17 protein-coding genes and 1 pseudogene are annotated in these 21,076 nt (G+C 72.4%); 10 read left to right on the top strand and 8 right to left on the bottom strand.

Annotated features, from left to right (window positions below; all coding sequences use genetic code 11):
* Nucleotides 1-20: 20 nt before the first annotated feature.
* The gene (locus tag KBX08_RS16345) at nt 21-1,166 is read right to left on the bottom strand and encodes a sulfite oxidase (protein WP_210784364.1); all 1,146 of its coding nucleotides are present in this window, start codon (nt 1,164-1,166) and stop codon (nt 21-23) included.
* A gap of 313 nt (nt 1,167-1,479) precedes the next feature.
* Here KBX08_RS16345 and KBX08_RS16340 point away from each other — a divergent pair, with 313 nt between their 5' ends.
* The gene (locus tag KBX08_RS16340) at nt 1,480-2,172 is read left to right on the top strand and encodes a M23 family metallopeptidase (RefSeq protein WP_247669503.1); all 693 of its coding nucleotides are present in this window, start codon (nt 1,480-1,482) and stop codon (nt 2,170-2,172) included.
* On the opposite strand, the gene KBX08_RS16335 is transcribed toward KBX08_RS16340, so the two are convergent.
* From KBX08_RS16335 to KBX08_RS16315, 5 genes are all read right to left on the bottom strand, one after another.
* Complete coding sequence (locus KBX08_RS16335; protein WP_210784362.1) at nt 2,106-3,287, bottom strand: aminotransferase class V-fold PLP-dependent enzyme; 1,182 nt, start codon at nt 3,285-3,287, stop codon at nt 2,106-2,108. The two genes, KBX08_RS16340 and KBX08_RS16335, sit on opposite strands and share 67 nt — an antisense overlap.
* A 74-nt stretch (nt 3,288-3,361) precedes the next feature.
* Entirely contained in the window at nt 3,362-4,414 is a 1,053-nt protein-coding gene (locus KBX08_RS16330) for a tyrosine recombinase XerC (RefSeq protein ID WP_210784361.1), read from the bottom strand.
* A gap of 326 nt (nt 4,415-4,740) precedes the next feature.
* Nucleotides 4,741-5,958: a DNA-processing protein DprA gene (locus KBX08_RS16325; protein WP_210784360.1), complete on the bottom strand. Its 1,218-nt coding sequence runs from the start codon at nt 5,956-5,958 to the stop codon at nt 4,741-4,743.
* Nucleotides 5,955-7,475: a YifB family Mg chelatase-like AAA ATPase gene (locus KBX08_RS16320; RefSeq protein WP_210784359.1), complete on the bottom strand. Its 1,521-nt coding sequence runs from the start codon at nt 7,473-7,475 to the stop codon at nt 5,955-5,957. The genes KBX08_RS16325 and KBX08_RS16320 overlap by 4 nt, the downstream gene beginning before the upstream one ends.
* A 30-nt stretch (nt 7,476-7,505) precedes the next feature.
* Nucleotides 7,506-7,865, bottom strand: a complete 360-nt coding sequence (locus KBX08_RS16315; protein ID WP_210784358.1) for a YraN family protein — start codon at nt 7,863-7,865, stop codon at nt 7,506-7,508.
* Between the two features lie 322 nt (nt 7,866-8,187).
* Here KBX08_RS16315 and KBX08_RS16310 point away from each other — a divergent pair.
* The 8 genes and pseudogenes from KBX08_RS16310 (at nt 8,188) to KBX08_RS16275 (ending at nt 17,193) form a co-directional block, all read left to right on the top strand.
* A pseudogene (locus KBX08_RS16310) lies at nt 8,188-9,289 on the top strand (hypothetical protein).
* A gap of 304 nt (nt 9,290-9,593) precedes the next feature.
* Complete coding sequence (gene rpsB / locus KBX08_RS16305; RefSeq protein ID WP_210784356.1) at nt 9,594-10,502, top strand: 30S ribosomal protein S2; 909 nt, start codon at nt 9,594-9,596, stop codon at nt 10,500-10,502.
* A 134-nt stretch (nt 10,503-10,636) separates the two neighbouring features.
* On the top strand, nt 10,637-11,464 hold the full coding sequence (gene tsf / locus KBX08_RS16300; RefSeq protein ID WP_091400300.1) for a translation elongation factor Ts: 828 nt from the start codon (nt 10,637-10,639) through the stop codon (nt 11,462-11,464).
* A 161-nt stretch (nt 11,465-11,625) separates the two neighbouring features.
* The gene (gene pyrH / locus KBX08_RS16295) at nt 11,626-12,393 is read left to right on the top strand and encodes a UMP kinase (RefSeq protein ID WP_030487501.1); all 768 of its coding nucleotides are present in this window, start codon (nt 11,626-11,628) and stop codon (nt 12,391-12,393) included.
* 83 nt (nt 12,394-12,476) lie between these two features.
* Nucleotides 12,477-13,034, top strand: coding sequence for a ribosome recycling factor (gene frr, locus KBX08_RS16290; protein ID WP_203149044.1), 558 nt, complete (start codon nt 12,477-12,479; stop codon nt 13,032-13,034).
* 328 nt (nt 13,035-13,362) lie between these two features.
* On the top strand, nt 13,363-14,751 hold the full coding sequence (locus tag KBX08_RS16285; RefSeq protein ID WP_210784355.1) for a phosphatidate cytidylyltransferase: 1,389 nt from the start codon (nt 13,363-13,365) through the stop codon (nt 14,749-14,751).
* A 104-nt stretch (nt 14,752-14,855) separates the two neighbouring features.
* On the top strand, nt 14,856-16,013 hold the full coding sequence (gene rlmN, locus KBX08_RS16280) for a 23S rRNA (adenine(2503)-C(2))-methyltransferase RlmN (RefSeq protein ID WP_091400305.1): 1,158 nt from the start codon (nt 14,856-14,858) through the stop codon (nt 16,011-16,013).
* Nucleotides 16,014-16,044: 31 nt separating this feature from the next.
* On the top strand, nt 16,045-17,193 hold the full coding sequence (locus KBX08_RS16275; RefSeq protein WP_210784354.1) for a DivIVA domain-containing protein: 1,149 nt from the start codon (nt 16,045-16,047) through the stop codon (nt 17,191-17,193).
* A gap of 85 nt (nt 17,194-17,278) precedes the next feature.
* On the opposite strand, the gene KBX08_RS16270 is transcribed toward KBX08_RS16275, so the two are convergent.
* Nucleotides 17,279-17,500 (bottom strand): DUF2631 domain-containing protein, encoded by a 222-nt coding sequence (locus KBX08_RS16270; RefSeq protein WP_091400308.1) that lies wholly within the window; start codon nt 17,498-17,500, stop codon nt 17,279-17,281.
* 198 nt (nt 17,501-17,698) lie between these two features.
* Between KBX08_RS16270 and KBX08_RS16265 the strand changes: the two genes are divergently transcribed.
* Nucleotides 17,699-19,279 carry a Rieske 2Fe-2S domain-containing protein gene (locus KBX08_RS16265; protein ID WP_112731558.1) on the top strand — a complete coding sequence of 527 codons (1,581 nt, stop codon included), beginning with the start codon at nt 17,699-17,701 and terminating at the stop codon, nt 19,277-19,279.
* Between the two features lie 96 nt (nt 19,280-19,375).
* Here KBX08_RS16265 and KBX08_RS16260 read toward each other — a convergent pair whose 3' ends face one another.
* A complete protein-coding gene (locus KBX08_RS16260; protein WP_210784353.1) occupies nt 19,376-20,971 on the bottom strand; it encodes an NAD(P)/FAD-dependent oxidoreductase in 1,596 nt (531 codons plus the stop codon).
* Between the last annotated feature and the right edge of the window lie 105 nt (nt 20,972-21,076).

Here is a 21,076-nt window from a genome sequence, read left to right as displayed (position 1 = left end):
GGCGTGACCCCCGCCGCCGATCACTCGGCCGGCACCACGACCTCGACCCGCTGCACCATGTTGTTGGCGAAGCCACCACGGTTCCACTGTTGCTCGACCGGCTGGGTCCGCCCGGACGCGTCGGTCGCCCGCGCGCCGAGCACGTACCGGCAGCCGGGGGTAGCCACCCACTCGTGCCGCCAGCGCCGCCAGGCGAAGTCCCCCGCGTTCGCCGGGTCCAGCTCGGCCGGCGCCCAGCTCTGCCCGCCGTCGGTGGTCACCTCCACAGCGACCACCGGGGCGTGCCCCGACCAGGCCCGACCATCCAGCGTGCACGGGCCGGGTCGCAGCACCCGACGGCGGGACATGAAGTCCGGGAAGCCGGGCGGGCGGACCAGCGCCCGCGGCTCGATGCGGGTGACCGGCACACCCGGGTCGGCGGCGTCGCGGCGTACCCGGTAGGCCACCGCGTTCTGGTACCCCTCGAACGGCTCGGTCCGCAGCTCGATCGAGTGGACCCACTTCACGTGCGCCATGCCGTACCAGCCCGGCACGATCAGCCGCAGCGGCGCACCGTGCTGCGGCAGCAGGGGAGCGCCGTTCATCTCGTACGCCAGCAGCACCTCCTCGCGCAGCGCGTCGGCGACCGGAAGCGCCCGCTGGTAGTCCTGCTCGATCCCACGTTCCACACCGTGATCGGCCCCGGTGAAGACCACGTCCACCGCGTCCGGGTCGACGCCCGCCTCCCGCAGCAGCGGAGCGAGGGGAGTGCCGGTCCACTCCGCGTTGCCGACCGCCTCGACAAGCCAGGGCTGGCTGACCGGCCGGGGGTGCAGCAGGGCCCGCCCGTTGCCGGCGCACTCCAGTGTCACCTGCCGGGTGACGCGGGGCCGTTCGCGCAGGTCGGCGAGGGTGACCGTCAACGGACGGTCCACCGCGCCGCCGATGGTCAACGTGTGCGCCGCCGGGTCGAGCTCCGGGATGTCGTAGTGGATGAGCAGGTAGTGCAGCCCGGCCGGGGTGACGTCGTAGCGCAGCGCCTCCAGCGGGATGCCGTGGTTGCGGGCCGCGAGCTGCAACTCCTCGGCGCTGATCGTCTCCTCCGGCTCCGCGAGCCGGGACGGGCCGCTCACCTCGGCCACCGTGGGCCCGGTGGGGGACGACGTCCGGTCATCGAGAGTGGTCATGCGGCCTCCCCGGTACAGACGGCGGCACCCGCCGTACGCGGCCCAGCCTAGGCCCTCGGTGGCGGCCCGAAAACGGCACCGAAGGTACGGCCAGTGCTCGCGCGGCGGGCCGTGGACAGCGTCCCGCCGTCCCGGGGGCATAGCAGATCATCGAGGGCGTCGGGTGGTCGTCCACAGCACCTCCGGTTGTCCACAGCCCCGTCGGCCGGGCCGGCGGAGAACCCCGCGTCGGCGGGAGGCTGCCGTCATGCGACAGCCATCCGTCCGTTCGATCCGCCGCACGGTGTTGCTCTGCGCCGCGCTCCCCCTCGCACTGACCGTCCAGCTCTGCGGGCTGGCGGTGCTGCTAGCGGCGGTGCCCGGCCAACCCCCGACCTCGACCGTGCCGGTCGCGGCCCTGGGGGAGCCGGTCGCCGACCCGACCGTGCCGGGCGCGGCCTTGGCCGTGCCGGTCGCCGACCCGCCGCCCGCCGGGCGGTTCCGCTGGCCGGTCGACGGGCCACCCCGTCCGATGCGCCGGTTCGACAGGCCGCCGCGACCGTGGCTGCCCGGCCATCGCGGCGTCGACCTGGCCGCCCCGGCCGGAGCGGTGATCCGCAGCGCCGGGCCGGGCACAGTGCTCTTCGCCGGCCTGGTGGCCGGTCGACCGGTGGTCACCGTGGGGCACGCCGACGGGCTGCGGACCACCCACGAACCGGTCCAACCCGCCGTGCGCCCCGGTCAGCCGGTCACCGCCGGCGCGCCGCTGGGCGAACTGCTGCCCGGGCATCCGGGGTGCCCGGCCGAGGCGTGCCTGCACTGGGGCCTACGTCGGGGTGATGAGTATCTCGACCCGCTGGCCCTGCTCGGCCTCGGCCCGGTGCGCCTACTCCCGGTCGCTCCGGTCTCGGTGTCCGCTCGCGGCCGGTCCGGTCCCGACGTCCGCTCCCACGCGGCGAGTCAGCGCTGGGCGAGCAGTGCCGGCAGCCGGGCGGCCAGCCGTTCGTACTCGTCGGCGGCGTTGTAGACCTGGCCGGTGAGCCGCAGCCACCCCCGGCCGCTCCAACTCATCACCGCCACCTCGGCGGCGAGCCGCTCACCGATCCGCGCCTGCAACGCCCGCGCCGCGTCGATAGTGGTGCCCGTGCCGGCCGGCAGCGGGATGAGGCGCAACGCCACCCCCGGTCCGCCGGGGTCGGGCAGATCGGCGGGAGCCACCCCCAGGGCGTCCCCCACCACCCGCTGGCCGTACGCGGCGAGCGCCGCGTTGTGCGCCCGCACCCGGTCGACGCCGAGACTGCGCATCGTGAACAGGCCCGCCGGGGCGGCCAGCCAGGGCGTGTAGTCGAGCGTCGCCTGCCACTCGAGCCGGGCCGGGAAACCCGACTCCTGCTCCCAGGACACCACCAACGGCTCGATCCGGTCCCGCCACTGCGGTGCCACCGCCAGCAGGGCGGTCCCGCGCGGGGCGTACGCCCATTTGTGCAGGTTGCCCACCCAGAAGTCCGCGCCGATGCTGCCCACCGGGGTAGGCAGCATGCCCGGGGCGTGCGCGGCGTCCACCAGGACCGGCACGCCGTGCTCGTGGGCCACGCCGACGACGGCGGCGGTCGGAAAGAGCTTGGCGGTGGCCGAGGTGAGCTGGTCGACGACGAGCAGCCGGGTCCGCCCGGGGCGCAGGCCGGCGCGGACGCTCTGCACGATCTGCTCGTCGGTGGCGGCCAGGGGGATCGGCAGGACCCGGCTGACCGCTCCGGTGCGGCGGCACTCGCGCTGGATGGCCAGGCTCACCGCCCCGTACCCGTGGTCGGTGCTCAGCACCTCGTCGCCGGCCTGAAGGCCCACCGACTGGAGCACCACGGCGACGCCGGTGGTGGTGTTGCCCACCAGGGCGCTGCCGTCCGGGTCGGCGCCCAGGAACCCGGCGAGGTGCCGGCGGGTGTGCGCGATCCGGTCGACCAGCCCCTGGGTGAAGAAGCGCAGCGGGTTCGCCTCCATCTCGTCGCGCAGCCGCTGCTGGGCGCGCTGCACGCCGATCGGCACCGCGCCGAACGAGCCGTGGTTGAGGTGGCTGACCGCCGGGTCCAGGGAGAAGAGCAGCCGGGCGCCCGGGATCGGCTCAGGAGGATTCGGGACGCTCACTTGATGATCGTAACCGCCACGCTCGCGCCCTCCGGCCCTTGATCAGGCCCGCGGGTGCGCCTCGCGGTCCTTCATCAGGCGCGCGGGTGCGCCTGCCGGTACGCGGCACGTAGCCGCTCGACCGAGACGTGGGTGTAGATCTGCGTACTCGCCAGCGACGAGTGGCCGAGCAACTCCTGCACGGCGCGCAGGTCGGCGCCACCCTCCAGGAGGTGGGTGGCCGCGGAGTGGCGCAGATCGTGCGGGCTGGTCCGGGGCAGCCCGGCGGTCTCGGCGTACGCACCGACGATCTGACGTGCGGTCGTCGGGTTGAGCCGACCACCCCGGGCACCCAGCAACAGCGCGTCGCCGGAGCGGGCGCCCACCATCACCGGGCGGCCCCGGCGCAGCCAGTCGTCCAACGCCCGCTGGGCGGGCACCCCGTACGGCACCGAGCGCTCCCGCCCGCCCTTGCCGAACACCCGGATCACCCGCCGGCCGTGGTCGACATCCCCGACGTCCAACCCGCACGCCTCGCTGACCCGTACGCCGGTGGCGTAGAGCAGCTCCAGCAGCACCCGGTCCCGCAGCGGCACCGCCTCGGCCCCGTCCGTTGCACCCGACGCCGGCCCGGCCGCCGCGTCCGTCCGCTCTGCGTCGGCGCCTGCCTGGTTGGTGAGCGTGGGGTCCGTGCGCCCCAGGTTGGTGGGCGGTGCCTGCCGGGACGGTGCCTCGACCAGAGCGGCGGCCTGGTCGGCGCGCAGCACGCTGGGCAGCTCCCGGTGCGCGCGAGGGCTGGCCAGCGCGGCGCCCACGTCGGCGGGGAGCAGACCGGCCCGGTGTGCCCACGCGCTGAATGCCCGCGCCGACGCGGCCCGCCGGGCCAACGATGTGCGGGCCGCACCGGTGGTGCGCTGCTTCGCCAGCCAACTGCGCAGCACCGACAGGTCCAGCTCGGCGAGGTCGACGCAGCCCATCCGGACGGCGTGGTCGAGCAGCGAGACCAGATCGGTGACGTACGCGCGGACGGTGTGCGCCGACCGGTTACGGACCCGGGACAGGTGCTCGGCGAAGTCGTCGACAGCGTCGCGCAACGCTGGCGGGAGTGCCTGGTGCATGGCCCGGGTGCCCCGGTCCGGTCGGCTCATCGTGGCCGCGCCGACGTACCGGCCGGTTCCTCGGCCCCGGCACCCTCACTGACGGCTGACACGGCACCAGCCTACGGCCGGGCCGCCGCCGTCACCGGACACGACGGTGCCGGCGTCCCCCCGACTACCGGCGGTTGTTCCTCTTGCTCAGGAACACGACCAGGCCGACAACGAGCACGACGGTCACGACGAGACAGCAGAGCACGCTGATGTGCCACGGCTTGATTGCACCCATGACCGGGCACGGTACCGGCAGTTTCGGATGGCCGGGCTCCCGACCGCGAGAGGACACGGGCATCCTGACCGGGCGGCGGTGACGCATCCGCTCAGGTGACAGGTCGACCGGGCGTCTCCGCCGCCGCACGCTTCTGTTTGGCGGGCGGGGCGAGGGCGTAGCCGTCGTCGCGACGCACCACCATGGACAGCTCCTCCAGCAGCGACAGCTTGCGCAACGCGGTCCGCAGGTCGACGCCGGCGCGGGCGGAGAGCCGGTCCACGCCCATCGCGCCTCGGCGGGGCAGCGCCTCCAGCAGCGACCACGTGTCGTCGTCCAGCGCGTCGGTGGCCCGCTGCGGTCCACGCGCCAGCGGGGCCAGGTCCGCGCCGATCCGACCCACCTCCTCCAGTACGTGCGCCACCCCGGTGACCAGCCGGGCCCTGTCGGGGAACTCGCGCAGGAACTCGTGGGCGCCGACGGACATCGCCGAGGTCACCGGCCCCGGCACCACCATGGCCACCCGATTGGCGTGGATGGCCCGCCGCGCGGTCTGCGTCGCGCCACTGCGCGCCGACGCCTCCACCACGACGGTGCCCCGGGTGCCTACGGCGATCACCCGGTTGCGGATCAGGAACCGGGGCCGCAGCGGCTCGGCACCGGGCGCCCACTCGCTGACCAGCAGCCCCGTCTCGGCGATCCGGTCGAAGAGCGCGGCGTTGCCCATCGGGTACGGGCGGTCCAGCCCGCAGGCAAGCACCGCGACGGTCAGACCGCCAGCGGTCAGGGCGCCCCGGTGGGCGGCGGCGTCGATGCCGAACGCCCCACCGGACACGACCGTCCAGTCCCGCTCGGCCAACCCGTACCCGAGCTCGGTCGCGACGTGCTGCCCATAGCCGGTGGCCGCCCGCGCCCCCACCACGGCAACCGAACGATCCAGCGCCTCGCCGAGCGGCCAGCTCCCGCGTACCCAGAAGCAGAGCGGCGGGGCGGTCTCACCGTCCACCCGGCGGCTGACGTCCGGCAGTCGCAACGTGGCCAGGCTGGCGACCTGGACCGGCCACTCCTCGTCGTCCGGCGTGACCAGCCGGGCACCCAGTCGGTCCGCCCGGTCCAGGGCCTCCGCGGCCACCGCTCGCGCGTCGCCGGCCGCCGAGCGTGCGGCGACAGTGGTGTGCAGCCAGCCGTTCGGGCTGCCGCCGTCGAGCAGCAGATCCAGGGTCTCCACCGGGCCGTGCCGTTCGACCAGGTGATGCACCGCGCGCGTGCCCGGCTCCGCCAACCAGGTCAGGGCGACCCGGGCCAGCCTTCGTTCCTCCTCGGCGCTCATGTCGCCTCTCCCGTCCGTAGTTGAAGCGCCTCCCGGACGTCGTCCTGGTCAGGTCGGTCGCGACCGTCCAGATCAGCGATGGTCCAGGCCATCCGGATCACCCGGTCGAAGCCGCGCGCCGACAGCGAGCCGGAGTCGAGTCGGCCCCGCAACTCCACTGTGACCCCGGCCGGCAGTCGCCACGGCGGTCGGCGCAGGTGCGGCCCTTCCACCTCGGCGTTGAGCCGTCGGCCGAGGTCGGCCCAGCGGGCGGCCGCCGCCTGCCGGGCCGCCGCCACCCGGGCGGCGACCGTCGCCGAGGTCTCGACATTGCCGTCGGTCGCCATCAGCTCGGCCGCCCGCACCGGCATCAGCCGCACCTGGACGTCGATCCGGTCGAGCAGCGGCCCAGAGAGCCTTCCCAGGTAGCGGCGGCGAACCAGCGGCGAACACTCGCAGTGCGCATCGCCGGCCGGTTTTGCGCACGGACACGGATTGGCCGCCAGCACCAACTGGGTGCGAGCCGGGTACACGGTGCCGCCCCCGCTGCGGCTCAGCTGGATGCGGCCGTGCTCCAGCGGCTGGCGCAGCGCCTCCAGCGCACCCTTGCTGAATTCGGGAGCCTCATCCAGGAAGAGCACCCCGCGATGCGCCAGCGACACCGCGCCGGGTCGGGCCAGCCCTGAGCCGCCCCCGACCAGCGACGGCACGGTCGCGGTGTGGTGCGGCGCCTGGAACGGCGGGCGACGCAGCAGCCGACCACCCGGCGGCAGCAGCCCGGCGACCGAGTGCAGCGCGGTGACCTCAAGCGCCGCGTCGTCGTCCAGCTCCGGCAGGATCGACGGCAGCCGTTCGGCGAGCATCGTCTTGCCGGCGCCCGGTGGGCCGAGCAGTGCCACGTGGTGCCCGCCAGCCGCGGCGACCTCCAGGGCGCGGCGACCCAGCTGCTGCCCGGCGACGTCGGCGAGATCCGGCCCACCGGCCAGCGGCTCCGGGATGTCCGCCGGTGGTTCGATCAGCGGGGTCCCGTCCCGAACGAAGGCGACGAGCCGGTGCAGGTTGTCCACGGCTCGCACCCGTACCCCGGGGATGACGGCGGCCTCGGCGGCGTTGCCGACCGGGACGATCACCCGTGCGACGCCGGCCTGGGCTGCGGCGGCGACCATCGGGAGTACGCCGCGCACCGGCCGGACCGTCCCGTCGAGCCCCAGCTCGCCGAGGACCACCACCCCCTCCAGCGGGAGCAGCGGCAACTCACCCGAGCCGCCCAGCAGCGCTGCGGCGATCGCCAGATCGAAGGCCGACCCGAACTTCGGCAGCGTGGCGGGCAGCAGGTTGAGGGTGATCCGCCGGTTGGGCCAGCGCTGGCCGGAGTTGACCACGGCGGCGCGAACCCGGTCGCGGGCCTCGTGCAGGGCGGTGTCCGGCAGGCCGGAGATCACCACCGCCGGCAGGCCGGCGGCCAGGTCGGCCTCCACCTCGACGAGGTGGCCGGTCACCCCGACCAGCCCCACGCAGAGCACCTTCGCGTAGCTCACGGCGCGTCACCGATCCTCCGGGTACGCATGTCAGAACGCGCCCTTGAGGTGGTCGACCTGCGCCGGACCGGCGTCGGGCAGCCGCACCGACAGCACGTCGAAGCGCACCTCCTCGGCGGTCGTACCGGTCTCGCTCAGCCACCGCGCGGCGAGCCCTCGCAGCCGGCGGGCCTTGGCCGGTACGACCGCTTCGGCTGGGGTGCCGAAGGCCTCACCCCGGCGGGTCTTCACCTCGCAGAAGGCGAGCACGGGCCCGTCCCACGCGATGATGTCGATCTCCCCGGCCGGGCAGCGCCAGTTTCGGGCGATCGGGCGCAGCCCCGCCTCGGTCAGGTGCCGGGCCGCACATTGCTCGCCGTACGCGCCAACCGCCTGGTTCCGCTTCGTCATGGCCGGCACGGTGCCCGCCGGAGGGTGATCGCCGCGACCCGGCGGGGGCCCAGCTGTGGACGACGGGGGTGCTGTGGACAGTCGGACGATCATGCCCCCGGTGTGCTAGCGGCGTTGGGCCTCCGACCGAGGCCGGTAGCGCGGCCGGCTGCGCTCCACCGACGGGCCACCATGATCAGGTGATGAGAAGTAGGTGTCAGGACCGCCGCTGACCTACTTTCCATCACTTGATCACGGTGCAGGGGCCGGCACCGGCGCCACCTCGGCGCGACTCGTGCCCCGCGCTCCCGGGGACCGGTGGCGCGTGGCCGACCGGGCTGAAATGGCGCGGGAGTGGCCGGTCGCATACGGTGCCTGACGTGGACGGACGACGGAGTTTTCCGGAAGATCAGGAGTCGCGCTGGTACCCCGACGAGCGGGGTCGCGGTTACGGCGAGTCGGAGTGGCGCGGCGCGGGCGAACCGCGGTACGGGGACGGTGAGATCCCCGAGCAGCGTGGTGCGGAAGACAGCCGCTCCGTCGAGGACACCGGAGTCGGCCGCCGCCGCGAGCCGGACTCGGGACGCTTCGGCGCCGTCGACGCGGGTCGCTTCGGTTCGCCCGAGTCGGACTCGGGTCGCCTGAGCGCGGTCGACGCGGGTCGCTTCGGTTCGCCCGAGTCGGACTCGGGTCGCTTCGGCGCCCTGGACGATCAGGCCGGTCGGTTCGGGGCGAGCGAGGCTGATTCGGGGCGTTTCGGCGCGGTCGACCCGCTGGGTGCCGCGCGGCCGGAGACGGACGGTTACCGGGCCACCCGATCGCGGCGGGCGGACCGGGACCCCTCGGAGACCTCCGGTGAGCTGCCCGGACGCCGGGCCGCCCGGGAGACGACCACTGCGGGATCTCCGGTGACCAGCGCGGCGCCGGAGACGTCCCGCGACAGCACGTCGACAGCGCCGGCCGGTGTGCTCGCCGACCAGGTGCGTCCTGCTCCGCTCGGTGGGTACCCGATCATCGAGCCGACCCGGAGCGGCGGCGACACGCCGCACCCGCTGGAGATGCCGACCGGCCCGATGCCCGGGATCGGCCCGCGACCCGACCTGCCCGCAGGTGAGCCGCCGGTGTATCCGCCGGCCGCCGACGGCGTCTATCGGACCCGTCGACCGGTGCTGGCCGTACTTTTCGCTCTGCTGGTGTTGGTCTTCGAGGTTCCCGCGTCGCGGGTGCTGCTGGCGGGCGTGACCGGCGACCCGGTGGACGCCGGGAACGTGGTGGCGGGTATCGCCCTGGTCGCCGGGCTGCCGATCTTCGCGACCGGGCTGTACGGGCTACGAACCGGGGGTCTGGCGCTCGCCGACAACGGCCGGGGCTGGTTGCGCCCACCGACGGCCTACCTGACCGTCGGCCTGGTGCTCTTCGTGGCCGCCGCGCTCGCCGCCGGCTGACCCGGCCCGCCGCCAGCCTGACCCGCCGCCAGCGGCCGGGTCAGGCTGGCGGTTCGGACAAGAGCCGGCGGAGCAGCACGCCACGCGCACCCCGGGGCGGCTGAACGGGTGAGGGGCGTACACTGGCCAACTGGCGACCGCCTCGTGCGGTCGACCTCGCGCGCCCTCTTCACGAATCGTCGTGGAGCGACGGCCTCCCTGGTCCCGATCTTGATCGGGTCCACCATGGGTCGGCGACCAGGCGCCAGGACGCCCGGCCACCGGCCGGGCGTGACAACCAGGGACCTTGAGGAGTACCCCAACCATGGCCGTCGTGACCATGCGTCAGCTGCTGGAGAGCGGTGTCCACTTCGGGCACCAGACCCGGCGCTGGAACCCGAAGATGAAGCGCTTCATCATGACCGAGCGCAACGGCATCTACATCATCGACCTGCGCCAGACCCTCGAGTACATCGAGAAGGCGTACGAGTTCGTGCGTGGGACCGTCGCCGAGGGTGGCAGCATCCTGTTCGTCGGCACCAAGAAGCAGGCCCAGGAGGCGATTGCCGAGCAGGCGACCCGGGTCGGCCAGCCGTACGTCAACCACCGCTGGCTCGGTGGCATGCTGACCAACTTCCAGACCGTTTACAAGCGGCTCCAGCGGATGAAGGAGCTGGAGGGCCTGGGTGACCTCAGCGGCACCGCCGCCGGTTACACCAAGAAGGAGACGCTGCAGCTCTCCCGCGAGAAGATCAAGCTGACCCGCACCCTCGGTGGCCTGCGGGACATGCAGAAGCTTCCCGCCGCGGTCTGGATCGTCGACACCAAGAAGGAGCACATCGCCGTCGACGAGGCCCGCAAGCTGGGCATCCCGGTGATCGCGGTGCTGGACACCAACTGTGACCCGGACGAGGTCGACTTCCCGATCCCGGGTAACGACGACGCGATCCGCTCGGCGGAGCTGCTGACCAAGGTCGTCGCCGCCGCCGTCGCGGATGGTCTGATCGCGCGTTCCGGCCGTCGCCGGGGCAACGACGAGAAGCCCGAGGGTGTCGCGAGCGACGAGCCGCTGACCGAGTGGGAGCGCGAGCTGCTCGAGCCGAAGAAGGCCGATGAGTCGGCCGCTCCGGCCGCCACGGCCGAGCAGCCCGCCGCTGCCGCCGAGCAGCCCGCCACCCCGGAGCAGCCGGCGCAGGCCGACACCGAGCAGCCGGCGGCCGCCACCGCGGAGTGATCGCACCGTCGCTGCCCCGCCGTCCGTTTTTGCGAACGGCGGGCAGCGACGGTACTCCGGGCACGATCCGCCCGGATCCGGGTAACCGGCACCTCTGACCATCCACACGCCGTCTCAACACCGAAGAGAGAGCCATGTCCCAAATCACCGCCGCGGACGTCAAGAAGCTCCGCGACCTCACCGGCGCCGGCATGATGGACAGCAAGAAGGCGCTGACCGAGGCCGAGGGCGACTTCGACAAGGCCGTCGAGATCCTGCGCGTCAAGGGCGCCAAGGATGTCGGCAAGCGGGCCGGCCGTACGGCCGCGAACGGCCTGGTCGCCCACTCCGGCAAGGCGCTGCTCGAGCTCAACTGCGAGACCGACTTCGTCGCCAAGACCGAGTCGTTCATCGCGCTGGGCCAGCAGCTGGTCGAGCACGGTGAGCGCGCCGGCGTGAACTCCGCCGAGGAGCTGCTCGCCTCCGAGCTCGACGGCAAGGTCATCGCGGACCTGATCCAGGAGCAGTCCGCCAAGATCGGCGAGAAGCTGGTGCTCAACCGGTTCGCTCGGGTCGAGGGCACCACCGCCGTCTACCTGCACCGCAAGGCCCAGGACCTGCCGCCGGCCGTTGGCGTGCTGGTGTCGTACACCGGCAAGACCGACGAGGCCGGCGACGCCGACGCCCGTGGTGTGGCCATGCAGATCGCCGCGATGCGGCCGAAGTACCTCACCCGGGACGAGGTTCCGGCTGAGGTCGTCGAGTCCGAGCGGCGCATCGCCGAGCAGACCGCCCGCGAGGAGAACAAGCCCGAGGCGGCTCTGCCGAAGATCATCGAGGGTCGGGTCAACTCCTTCTTCAAGGACTTCGTCCTGATCGAGCAGTCGTCCGTCTCTGACAACAAGAAGTCGGTGAAGCAGCTGCTGGCCGAGGCCGGCATCGAGGTCACCCGCTTCGTGCGGTTCGAGGTCGGCCAGGCCTGAGCCGCCACCGGGCGCCGCTGGCGCCCGTGAGCAGGAGACATCAACGAGGAGGCCGCCGGTGTACGTGACAGGCACCGCGGCCTCCTCGTCACATAGGGTCGGCAGCGGCAGGTTCGCGGTACGCGCCGCACGGGGCGTGCGCGTGGGGAAGGGCGGGGCGGATGACGCAGGTTGTGAGTGACCGGACGCTGGAGCTGGACGATCCGACGGCACCGCCGCCGGGACGTGCCCGCCGGGTGGTGCTGAAGCTCTCCGGTGAGGTCTTCGGTGGCGGCGCGATCGGCGTCGACCCGGACGTCGTCCAGGCCATCGCCCGGCAGATCGCCACAGTGGTCCGCCGCGGCGTGCAGGTCTCCGTGGTGGTCGGCGGAGGCAACTTCTTCCGCGGCGCGGAGCTGCAGAAGCGTGGGATGGACCGGGCCCGCGCCGACTACATGGGCATGCTCGGCACGGTGATGAACTGCCTCGCGCTCCAGGACTTCCTGGAGAAGGAGGGCATCGAGACCCGGGTGCAGAGCGCCATCACGATGGCCCAGGTCGCCGAGCCGTACATCCCGCTGCGGGCCATCCGGCACCTGGAGAAGGGCCGCGTGGTCATCTTCGGCGCCGGTGCCGGAATGCCGTACTTCTCCACGGACACGGTGGCCGCCCAGCGGGCGCTGGAGATCCGGGCCGACGTGGTGCTGATGAGCAAGAACGGCGTGGACGGCGTCTACACGGCCGACCCGCGGATCGACCCCACCGCCAGCAAGCTCGACTCGATCACCTTCTCCGAGGCGCTGCGCCGCAACCTGCGGGTGGCCGACGCGGCGGCGTTCAGCCTCTGCATGGAGAACGGCCTGCCGATGCTGGTCTTTGGCGCGCAGGGTGACGACACCATCATCCGCGCGGTGGGTGGCGACAAGATCGGCACCCTGATCACCGCCTGAGTCCCGCCGACCGGCGACGACGACAGCGGTCTGACGACTTTCAGCAGAGCCCACCACGAGCACAGAAGGAGGCGAGGAGACCGGTGATCGACGACACCCTCCTCGAGGCCGAGGAGAAGATGGAGCGTGCGGTTGAGCACGCCAAGGAGGAGTTCGGCGCCATCCGTACCGGTCGCGCCAACGCCGCCATGTTCTCCAAGGTCATCATCGACTACTACGGCACGCCCACGCCGCTGACGCAGATGGCGTCCATCGCGGTCCCCGAGCCGCGGATGGCCATCATCAAGCCGTACGACAACTCGCAGATCAATGCCATGGAGAAGGCGATCCGCGACTCGGACCTCGGGGTGAACCCGAACAACGAGGGCAACCAGCTGCGCATCCTGCTCCCGCAGATGACCGAGGAACGCCGCCGCGACATGATCAAGGTGGCTCGGCACAAGGGCGAGGAGGCCAAGGTGGCGATCCGCAACGTCCGCCGCCGTGGCAAGGAAGAGCTGGACCGGATCGTCAAGGACGGCGAGGCCGGCGAGGACGACGGTCGCCGCGCCGAGAAGGAACTCGACGACCTGACCCAGCGGTACGTGGCCAGCGTCGACGACCTGGTGAAGCACAAGGAAACCGAGCTGCTCGAGGTGTGACCCATGCTTCGAGGCCCGTTCCCGACGTCGGGAACGGGCCTCGTTCCATAGGTCAGCAGGCGATCCAGACGGTCCTGGTGCTGCTGTCTGCCGTACCGGATGGGTGTGCGTCGCTGGCCGGCGGGACCGGGTGGCGTCCGTGGGCGTGCCTCGTCCGCCGTGCCGATCCGGCGTGTGCAGTAGGCTCGGCAGGATTCCCGGCCACCGGGTGGTGAACACCGGGGATCGACCGACCGTCGGGGCGGTCAATCGGAGGAACATCGCACGTGTAGGGGATGCTTGTGGTCTTGCGTCATGTGGTGGTTCTCGTGCCGCTTCGCGGTGCGTGATGTCCCACCCCGACCCCTACGGCAGCGAGCCTCGCGGCTGGGACCGCCCGGAGCGCCCGGTGGCGCTGCCCTGGCCGGACCAGGATCTGGAGGCCGGCCAGTGGAGCCGCCGTCCGGCCGCCGGCCCTGAGCTGCACGCCGACCCGCACGCTCGGCCGTACGCCGACCCGCATCCCGCGGACCCGTACGACGAGCGTGGCCGCCCGGTCCGTCCGGACGACCGTTTCGACGACCGGGACCGGCGCGATCGTTTCGACGACCGCGACCGGCACGTCGACGACCGCAACCAACCCGACCGGTACGACGACCGCGGTCGCGGTGACCGCTACCCGGACCGACCTCCCGCGGGGGAGGGGCCGCCCCGGTACGACGGCCCGGACCGTGGGCGCTTCGACGAGCCGAGCCGTCTCGACGGCCCTCCCGTCCGCTTCGACGACCCGGGGTACCCGACCGAGCAGCTCGCGCCCGTCCGGGCCGACGTGGTGCCGGACGAGGCGCCGACGACCGGTCGACGGTCGAAGGGGCGACGTCGGGCCAGCCTCGACCGTCCGGCCACCCAGCAGGTGGGCACCGGGCGGGCGGGGCGCAACCTTCCCGCGGCGATCGGGGTCGGGCTCGGCCTCGGCGCGCTGATCGTGGTGCCGCTGCTCTTCTATCCGTTGGCCTTCCTGCCGGTGATCGCCGCCGCGGTCGCCGTCGGCATCTGGGAGATGGCCCGCGCGGTACGGCGCAGCGGCGCGCACCCGCCGCTGGTGCCACTGATCGCCGGCGGCGTGTTGACAGTGGGTCTGGCCTGGTACGCCGGTCCGGACGCGCTCAGCCTGGGGCTGCTGGTCACCGTGCTGGGCACCATGATCTGGCGGTTGGGTGACGGGCCGGCGGGCTTCCAGAGGGATCTCACAGCGGCCACCCTGATCGCCGTCTACGTGCCGTTCCTCGCCGGTTTCGCGGCGCTGCTGGCGGCGGCCCCCGGCGATGGCCATCTGCGCATCCTGGCCACTCTGATCGGGGTGGTCCTCTCCGACACCGGTGGGTACGCGGCCGGGGTCTCCTTCGGCCGTCACCCGATGGCCCCGTCGATCAGCCCGAAGAAGTCCTGGGAGGGCTTCGCCGGCTCGGTCACCGCGGCGGCCCTGGGTGGAGCGTTGCTGCTGTGGCTGATGTTCGAGGTTGCCCCCTGGTGGGGCGCGCTGTTCGGGGTGGCGGTCTCCTGCACGGCCGTCCTCGGCGACCTGGCCGAGTCGATGATCAAGCGGGATCTCGGCGTGAAGGACATGAGCAACCTGCTGCCCGGCCACGGCGGTCTGATGGACCGGCTGGACTCGATCCTGTTCGCGGTGCCGACGGCATACCTGCTGTTGGCGGTCCTCGTGCCGGTGGTGAGCTGAGGTATGAATCACGGCGACCTGGTCATCCGGCTCCGGCGGTCGCGGCCCGTTCGACACCTCCGGACCGGCAGCCGCCGCCGACGGCGTGACACACTGGACCAGCCATGACGAGCCTGCCCCTGATCCCCGCCATCTCGGTCGCCCCCGCTGCGCGCCGGGCCTCCATGCCCCCTCAGCACCTCGCTGACCTGGACCTGGCCGGCCGCCAGGCGTTGGTCACCGGGCTGGGTGAGCCGGCCTTCCGCGCCAAGCAGGTCTCCAACCACTACTTCGGGCGGTTGGTCCGCGACCCGCAGGCGATGACCGATCTGCCCGCTGCGACCCGGGAGCGGCTGGCCGACCAGTTGCTGCCGACGTTGCTCAACCCGGTGCGCGAGCTGGCCTGCGACGACGGCGCGACCCGCAAGGCGCTCTGGCGGCTGCACGACGGTGCGCTGGTGGAGAGCGTGCTGATGGGTTACCCGGACCGGGTGACCGTCTGCATCTCCAGCCAGGCGGGCTGCGGCATGGCCTGTCCGTTCTGCGCGACCGGCCAGGCCGGGTTGACCCGCAACCTGTCGACGGCGGAGATCGTCGACCAGGCGGTCTACATGGCCGGGGTGGCGGCCTCCGGCGTGGTGGCGGGTTCCCCGCCGAGGCTGTCGCGCGTCGTCTTCATGGGCATGGGCGAGCCGCTGGCCAACTACAACCGGGTGATCGCGGCGATCCGTCGGCTGGTCAGCCCGGCCCCGGAGGGGCTCGGCCTGTCCCAGCGGCACATCACCGTTTCCACGGTCGGCCTGGTTCCGGCCATCCACCGACTGGCCAGCGAAGACCTCTCAGTGACCCTTGCGTTGTCGTTGCACGCGCCCGATGATGATCTGCGCGACGAACTCGTGCCGGTAAACCAGCGCTGGAAGGTAGCCGAGGTGCTGGACGCAGCGTGGGACTACGCCGCCCGGACGGGCCGCCGCGTGTCGATCGAGTACGCGATGATCAAGGACGTGAACGACCAGCCGTGGCGAGCCGACCTGCTCGGGCGGCTGCTGGCCGGCAAATTGGCCCACGTGAACCTCATTCCGCTCAATCCGACGCCGGGCAGCCGCTGGGACGCGAGCCCGAAGCCGGTCGAGCGGGAGTTCGTCCGGCGGTTGCGCGACGCCGGGGTGTCCACCACAGTTCGGGACACCCGAGGTCGCGAGATCGACGGCGCGTGTGGCCAGCTTGCCGCCGCCGAAGACAACGACACCAACACCGACCGCGCCGGAGAGGCACCGGCGTGACCGGGCGTGGCGAACGAGACCAGGAGACATAGTGGCGAGTCAGGGTCAGCGTTTCCGGCGCAAGGCGCTCCGCCGGGGATACAAGGTCGACGAGGTGGATGCCTTCCTCGACCGGGTCGAGGCGACGCTCGACGGCCGACAGGTCGGTGCCCCGGTGGCCTCCCAGGAGGTTCATGACGTCGTCTTCCGGGTCCGCTTCAACGGCTACGACGAGTGGCAGGTGGACCTGCACCTGGACCGGGTCGAGCGGCAGCTGGCCGAGCTGGAGGAGCGCAACAGCGCCGGGCGCGGTGGCGACCCCCGGATGGGTGACCGGATGGGCCCACCGGACCGGATGGGTCCGCCGATGCGTGATGACCGGGGCATGGTCCCGCAGCCGATGCCGCCCCGGCCGATGCCCGCTCAGGCCGGCCCGCCCTACGGCCGCTACGACGAGCCGACCGGTGCCTTCGCCGGTGGGTACGACGCCCCCCGCGGCGGTGGTTACGACGCGCCACGTGGCCCGGCCGGCCCGCCGATGGGTCCCGGTGGCCCGATGGGCCCCGGCCCGATGGGTGGCCACGGCATGCCGCAGCGCGGCCTGCCCGCCGGTCCCAGCGGGTACGGCCCCCCGGACGACCAGCGCTCACCCGGCGGCTACGGCCAGGATGACCAACGCGGTGGGTACGGCCCCGACGACCAGCGCGCGCCCGGCGGTTATCCGCCGCCGCCGGAGGAGCCGCGCTTCGACGGCTTCGAGGCCGGGCGGCACGGTCGCGCCGACATGACGGCCGAGATCCGGATGCCGGAGCGGGATCTGCGCGACATGCGCCGTGGTCCGGCCGGTCCGCCTCCGCTGCCGCAGCAGGGCATGGGTGGTCCGCCGATGGCCGGTCCGCCGGCGGTGGCCGGCCCGCCGATGGGTGGTCCGCCGATGGCCGGTCCGCCCGGCAGCGACCTGTACCGGGTCGACCAGATCCGCCGTAGCTTCCAGGTGCGCCGGTTCGGCAGCGGGTACGACCCCGACCAGGTGGACCGGTTCTTCGACACCCTGCTCGGTGGCATGCAGCGCCGCAACCCGATGCCGGTCGACCCGAAGGACCTGGACACGCTCCGGTTCGGCCTGGTGCCGGGTGGCTACTTCGAGGCCGAGGTCGACGCTGCGCTCAAGGACGTGCAGGACATCCTCTTCGGGCGCTGACCCGACGCGATACGGACGAGGGCCCGTCCCCCGGGTGGGGGCGGGCCCTCGGCGTACGTCGGCCGGTCGTCCGGCGGTGGGTCGGTCAGGAGCGCAGACCGCTGCGCCGCAACACGACGTCGCCGATCACGATGATCAGCAGCAGCGCGGCCAGGCCGATCAGCCAGATGTCCTCGACCCTGCCCTCGTGGTTGCCGCAGATCATCGCCAGCAGCGCCAGTGCGGACAGCACGGCGCCGATCTGCCCGGCTTTGCGGTGCCCGGGCTTGTGCTGGTCTGGCGACGTTACCGGCTCGCTTCCTGCCACTGTCGGTCCTTCCCTCGCGATCGGATCTTTGGTTAGTCTGGCACGCCTCGTACGCGGTGCGGTGGGGTGGGGGTTTCCTGGCCATCGGCCCTGCCCCACCTGGGCTGGACGGCACTACCGGCGTCGCGGGGCGGCGGTCAGACTCGCTCCGGTAGCGTTTGGCGTACACCTGATTGTCTGTTTGAGGGGGACTGTGCGGTGCGAGTGACCGGAACCGGGCACGCCAGCATGCGGATCGACACGACCGCGGGCAGCATCCTGTGCGACCCGTGGGTCAACCCGGCCTACTTCGCGTCGTGGTTCCCGTTCCCGGACAATTCACTGCTGGACTGGGAGAGCCTGGGCCAGGTCGACTACCTGTACGTCTCCCACCTGCACCGGGACCACTTCGACGCGAAGCACCTGCGCGACTTCGTCTCCAAGGACGCAACGGTCCTGCTCCCCGAGTTCCCGACCTCGGAGATGGAGGACGAGTTCCGGGCGCTGGGCTTCACCAAGTTCCTGAAGGCGCCCAACGAGCAGGTGGTGGAGCTGCCCGGCGGCCTGAAGATCATGATTCAGGCGTTGACCAGCCCGACCGACGGGCCGATCGGCGACTCCTCGCTCTGGGTCGAGTACGAGGGTGTGCGGCTGCTCAACCAGAACGACGCCCGCCCCACCGACCTGAGCGTCTTCGCCGAGTTGGGGCACGTGCACGCGCACCTGCTCCAGTTCTCCGGTGCGATCTGGTACCCGATGGTCTACGAGTTGCCGCAGGCGGCGAAGACCGCGTTCGGCAAGCAGAAGCGTGACCGGCAGTTCGACCGGACCTGGCGGTACATCGACGACCTGAAGGCGTCGCACGTCTTCCCGATCGCCGGCCCGCCGTGCTTCCTCGACGACGCCCTGTGGCAGTTCAACGACATCCACGGCGACGAGGGCAACATCTTCCCCGACCAGTCCGTCTTCCTGTCGGAGTACGCCAAGGTCGGCGGCACCAACGGGATCGTGCTGCTGCCGGGCAGCGTCGCCGAGGTCACCACCGAGGGCGCGAGCACCACCCACCCGGTGCCGGTGCAGGAGTTCTTCGCGAACAAGGTCGCGCACCTGGAGGAGATGCGGGAGCGCAAGCGCCCGATCATCGAGGCGGAGAAGGCGTCCTGGCGGCACCCCGAGGTGGACGTCCTGGGGGAGATGAAGCGTCGGATCGAGCCGCTGCTCGACGAGTCGATCTACCTGGCCAAGGGGGTCGGCGGCCCGGTCCGTTTCGACCTGGTGGGGTACGACGGCGAGAGCGTCGAGTCGATCGTGGTGGACTTCCCCGGCAAGGAGGTCCGGCCGTACGCGGACGAGAAGGTGCGCTACCGGTTCCGGACCGAGCGGTCGTTGATCGAGCACCTGCTCTTCATCGACGAGGTGGACTGGGTCAACTCGCTCTTCCTGTCCTGCCGGTTCTCGGCGGCCCGGATCGGCCAGTACAACGAGTTCGTCTACGCGTTCTTCAAGTGCCTCTCCGAGGAGCGGCTCCAGTACGCCGAGGGCTGGTACGACGAGCACGAACGCAGCACCGACGCCGAGGACATCACGTTGGGCGACTGGGTGGTGCAGCGGCGGTGCCCGCACCTGAAGGCGGACCTGACCCGCTTCGGCATTGTCGACGGTGACCAGCTCACCTGCCAGTTGCACGGCTGGCGCTTCGACCTGCCCTCTGGCCGCTGCCTGACCAGCGTCGGCCACAAGGTGAGAGCCCACCGAGTAGACGCGGAAACCCCCGCCCCCGCTGGCGAGGCCGTGATCTGACCCTCTCACCACCGCGATCTTGCACATGCTGCTGCGGCAAAGTGGGGCATATGGCCGACAGCGACGTCCGAAAGTGCAAGATCGCGGGAGTCTGGGTTAGCGGCCCAGGTCGGTGAGGATGCGGCGGGCGGCGTTGTGGCCGGCCGCGCCGATGACGCTGCCGGCCGGGTGGCAGCCGGCGCTGCCGGCGTACACACCGTCGACGCCGGTGGCGTAGGGCATCCGGTCGGTGAACGAGACGGTGTTGTCGACGTGGTGGATGTGCCCGCCGGTGATGCCGAAGTGCTCCTCGATGCCCGGCGGCGGCAGCGGCACCGCGTCGGCGATCAGGTCGGCGGTGCCGGGGGCGTACCGCTCGACGATCCCGAGCAGCCGGTCGACGTAGCCGGGCAGCTCCGCGTCCCAGGTGGTGCCGGCCAACTCGTAGGGGACGGACTGGACGAAGAGCGCCGACGAGTGGTGCCCGGCGGCGTCGGAGAGCGACGGGTCGACTGTGGTGTGCAGGTACCACTCGATGGTGGGCTCCGCCGGCAGCAGCCCGGCCTGCACGTCCGCCCACATGGCGCGCAGCGCGGTCATCGGCGAGGTCTCCGCCCCGCCGACCAGCGACGCCGACCCGGGCAGCAGGTGGATGGTCGAGCCGAACGGGCTCGGCGTGCCGTCCGGCAGGCAGGAGAACCGCGGCAGCCCGGTGAGCGCCAGGTTGAGCTTGAGGGTGGTGCCGGGCCGGCGGACCGCCGCCATCCGTTCGCCGAGCCGCGCCGGGAGCGCGCCGTCGGGCAACAGGTCCATCAGCCGGTACGGGTCACACGCGCCGAGCACCACCCGGGCGGCGACCTCCCGACCGTCGGCCAGCACCACTCCGCTCGCCGCGCCGCCGTCCAGTGTCACCGCGTGCACCGGCGTACCGGTCAGGATTGTCGCTCCGGCGGCGCGCGCGGCCTCGGCGAACGTGCGCGAGACCGTGCCCATGCCGCCCTCGGCGATCATCCAGGTGCCGCCGGAGCCGGGCAGCCGACACATGTTGTGCACGAGGAAGTTGTGACCGGTGCCGGGGTCGTCCGGGCCGGCGTTGAGCCCGGACAGGCCGTCGGTGACCGCGTACATGCTGACCAGCAGCTCGGAGCGGAACTCGAACCGGGCCAGGTAGTCGGCGACCGAGCCCTGCACGAGGTCGACGAAGACCTGGCGCAGCGCCGGGCGGACGTGCCGTTCGGCGGTCTCCTGGACGCTCAGCGGCTCGGCCAGCCAGGCCGGGGCGAGGTCTTCCCGCAGCGCGGCCAGCTCGGCCTGCATGGCGTCGTCGGCGGCCACGTCGGCTGGGGAGAAGAACTCGGCGAGCTGCGCCCGGGTGGCGGTGGTGTCACTGCCGAACAGCAGGTACGGCGAGCCGAGGCCGCCCGGGGTGGGCAGGAAGTAGTGCGGGTCGCGGCGCAGCACCGGGATCCGTACGTCGAGCGTGGCGAGCAGCTCCGGGGGCATCAGCCCGAGCAGGTACGACCCGGTGGAGTGGCGCAGCCCCGGCACCTTCGGGAACGGGTTCTCGGTGCGGGTCGCGCCGCCGATGACGTCGGCGGCCTCCAGGACGAGAACGTCCAGGCCGGCCCGGGCCAGCAGGACCGCGGAGACCAGACCGTTGTGCCCGGCACCGACGATCACGACGTCGGCGCGGGCCGGAATCTCACTGCTCATGCCGCGGCAGCCTAGTCCGCCCCACCAGCCCAGGTAACCCCTTCCACGACCACCCACCCCACCCCTGCCCGACCCCTCCCGGTGATCAAGAGCTTTGCGTCAAGG

This window comes from Micromonospora sp. H61 (genome assembly GCF_018070325.1).
GTDB lineage: Bacteria > Actinomycetota > Actinomycetes > Mycobacteriales > Micromonosporaceae > Micromonospora > Micromonospora salmantinae.
The sequence above is the reverse complement of the archived record's forward strand: the minus strand, read 5'-3'. Positions and strand labels throughout refer to the sequence as shown.

Coding starts and splice junctions, on each gene's coding strand:
- rlmN (WP_091400305.1), top strand. CDS start 14,856: ATGACGAGCCTGCCCCTGATCCCCGCCATCTCGGTCGCCCCCGCTGCG.
- KBX08_RS16330 (WP_210784361.1), bottom strand. CDS start 4,414: ATGAGCCGACCGGACCGGGGCACCCGGGCCATGCACCAGGCACTCCCG.
- KBX08_RS16325 (WP_210784360.1), bottom strand. CDS start 5,958: ATGAGCGCCGAGGAGGAACGAAGGCTGGCCCGGGTCGCCCTGACCTGG.
- KBX08_RS16315 (WP_210784358.1), bottom strand. CDS start 7,865: ATGACGAAGCGGAACCAGGCGGTTGGCGCGTACGGCGAGCAATGTGCG.
- KBX08_RS16285 (WP_210784355.1), top strand. CDS start 13,363: ATGTCCCACCCCGACCCCTACGGCAGCGAGCCTCGCGGCTGGGACCGC.
- pyrH (WP_030487501.1), top strand. CDS start 11,626: ATGACGCAGGTTGTGAGTGACCGGACGCTGGAGCTGGACGATCCGACG.
- KBX08_RS16260 (WP_210784353.1), bottom strand. CDS start 20,971: ATGAGCAGTGAGATTCCGGCCCGCGCCGACGTCGTGATCGTCGGTGCC.
- KBX08_RS16345 (WP_210784364.1), bottom strand. CDS start 1,166: ATGACCACTCTCGATGACCGGACGTCGTCCCCCACCGGGCCCACGGTG.
- tsf (WP_091400300.1), top strand. CDS start 10,637: ATGTCCCAAATCACCGCCGCGGACGTCAAGAAGCTCCGCGACCTCACC.
- rpsB (WP_210784356.1), top strand. CDS start 9,594: ATGGCCGTCGTGACCATGCGTCAGCTGCTGGAGAGCGGTGTCCACTTC.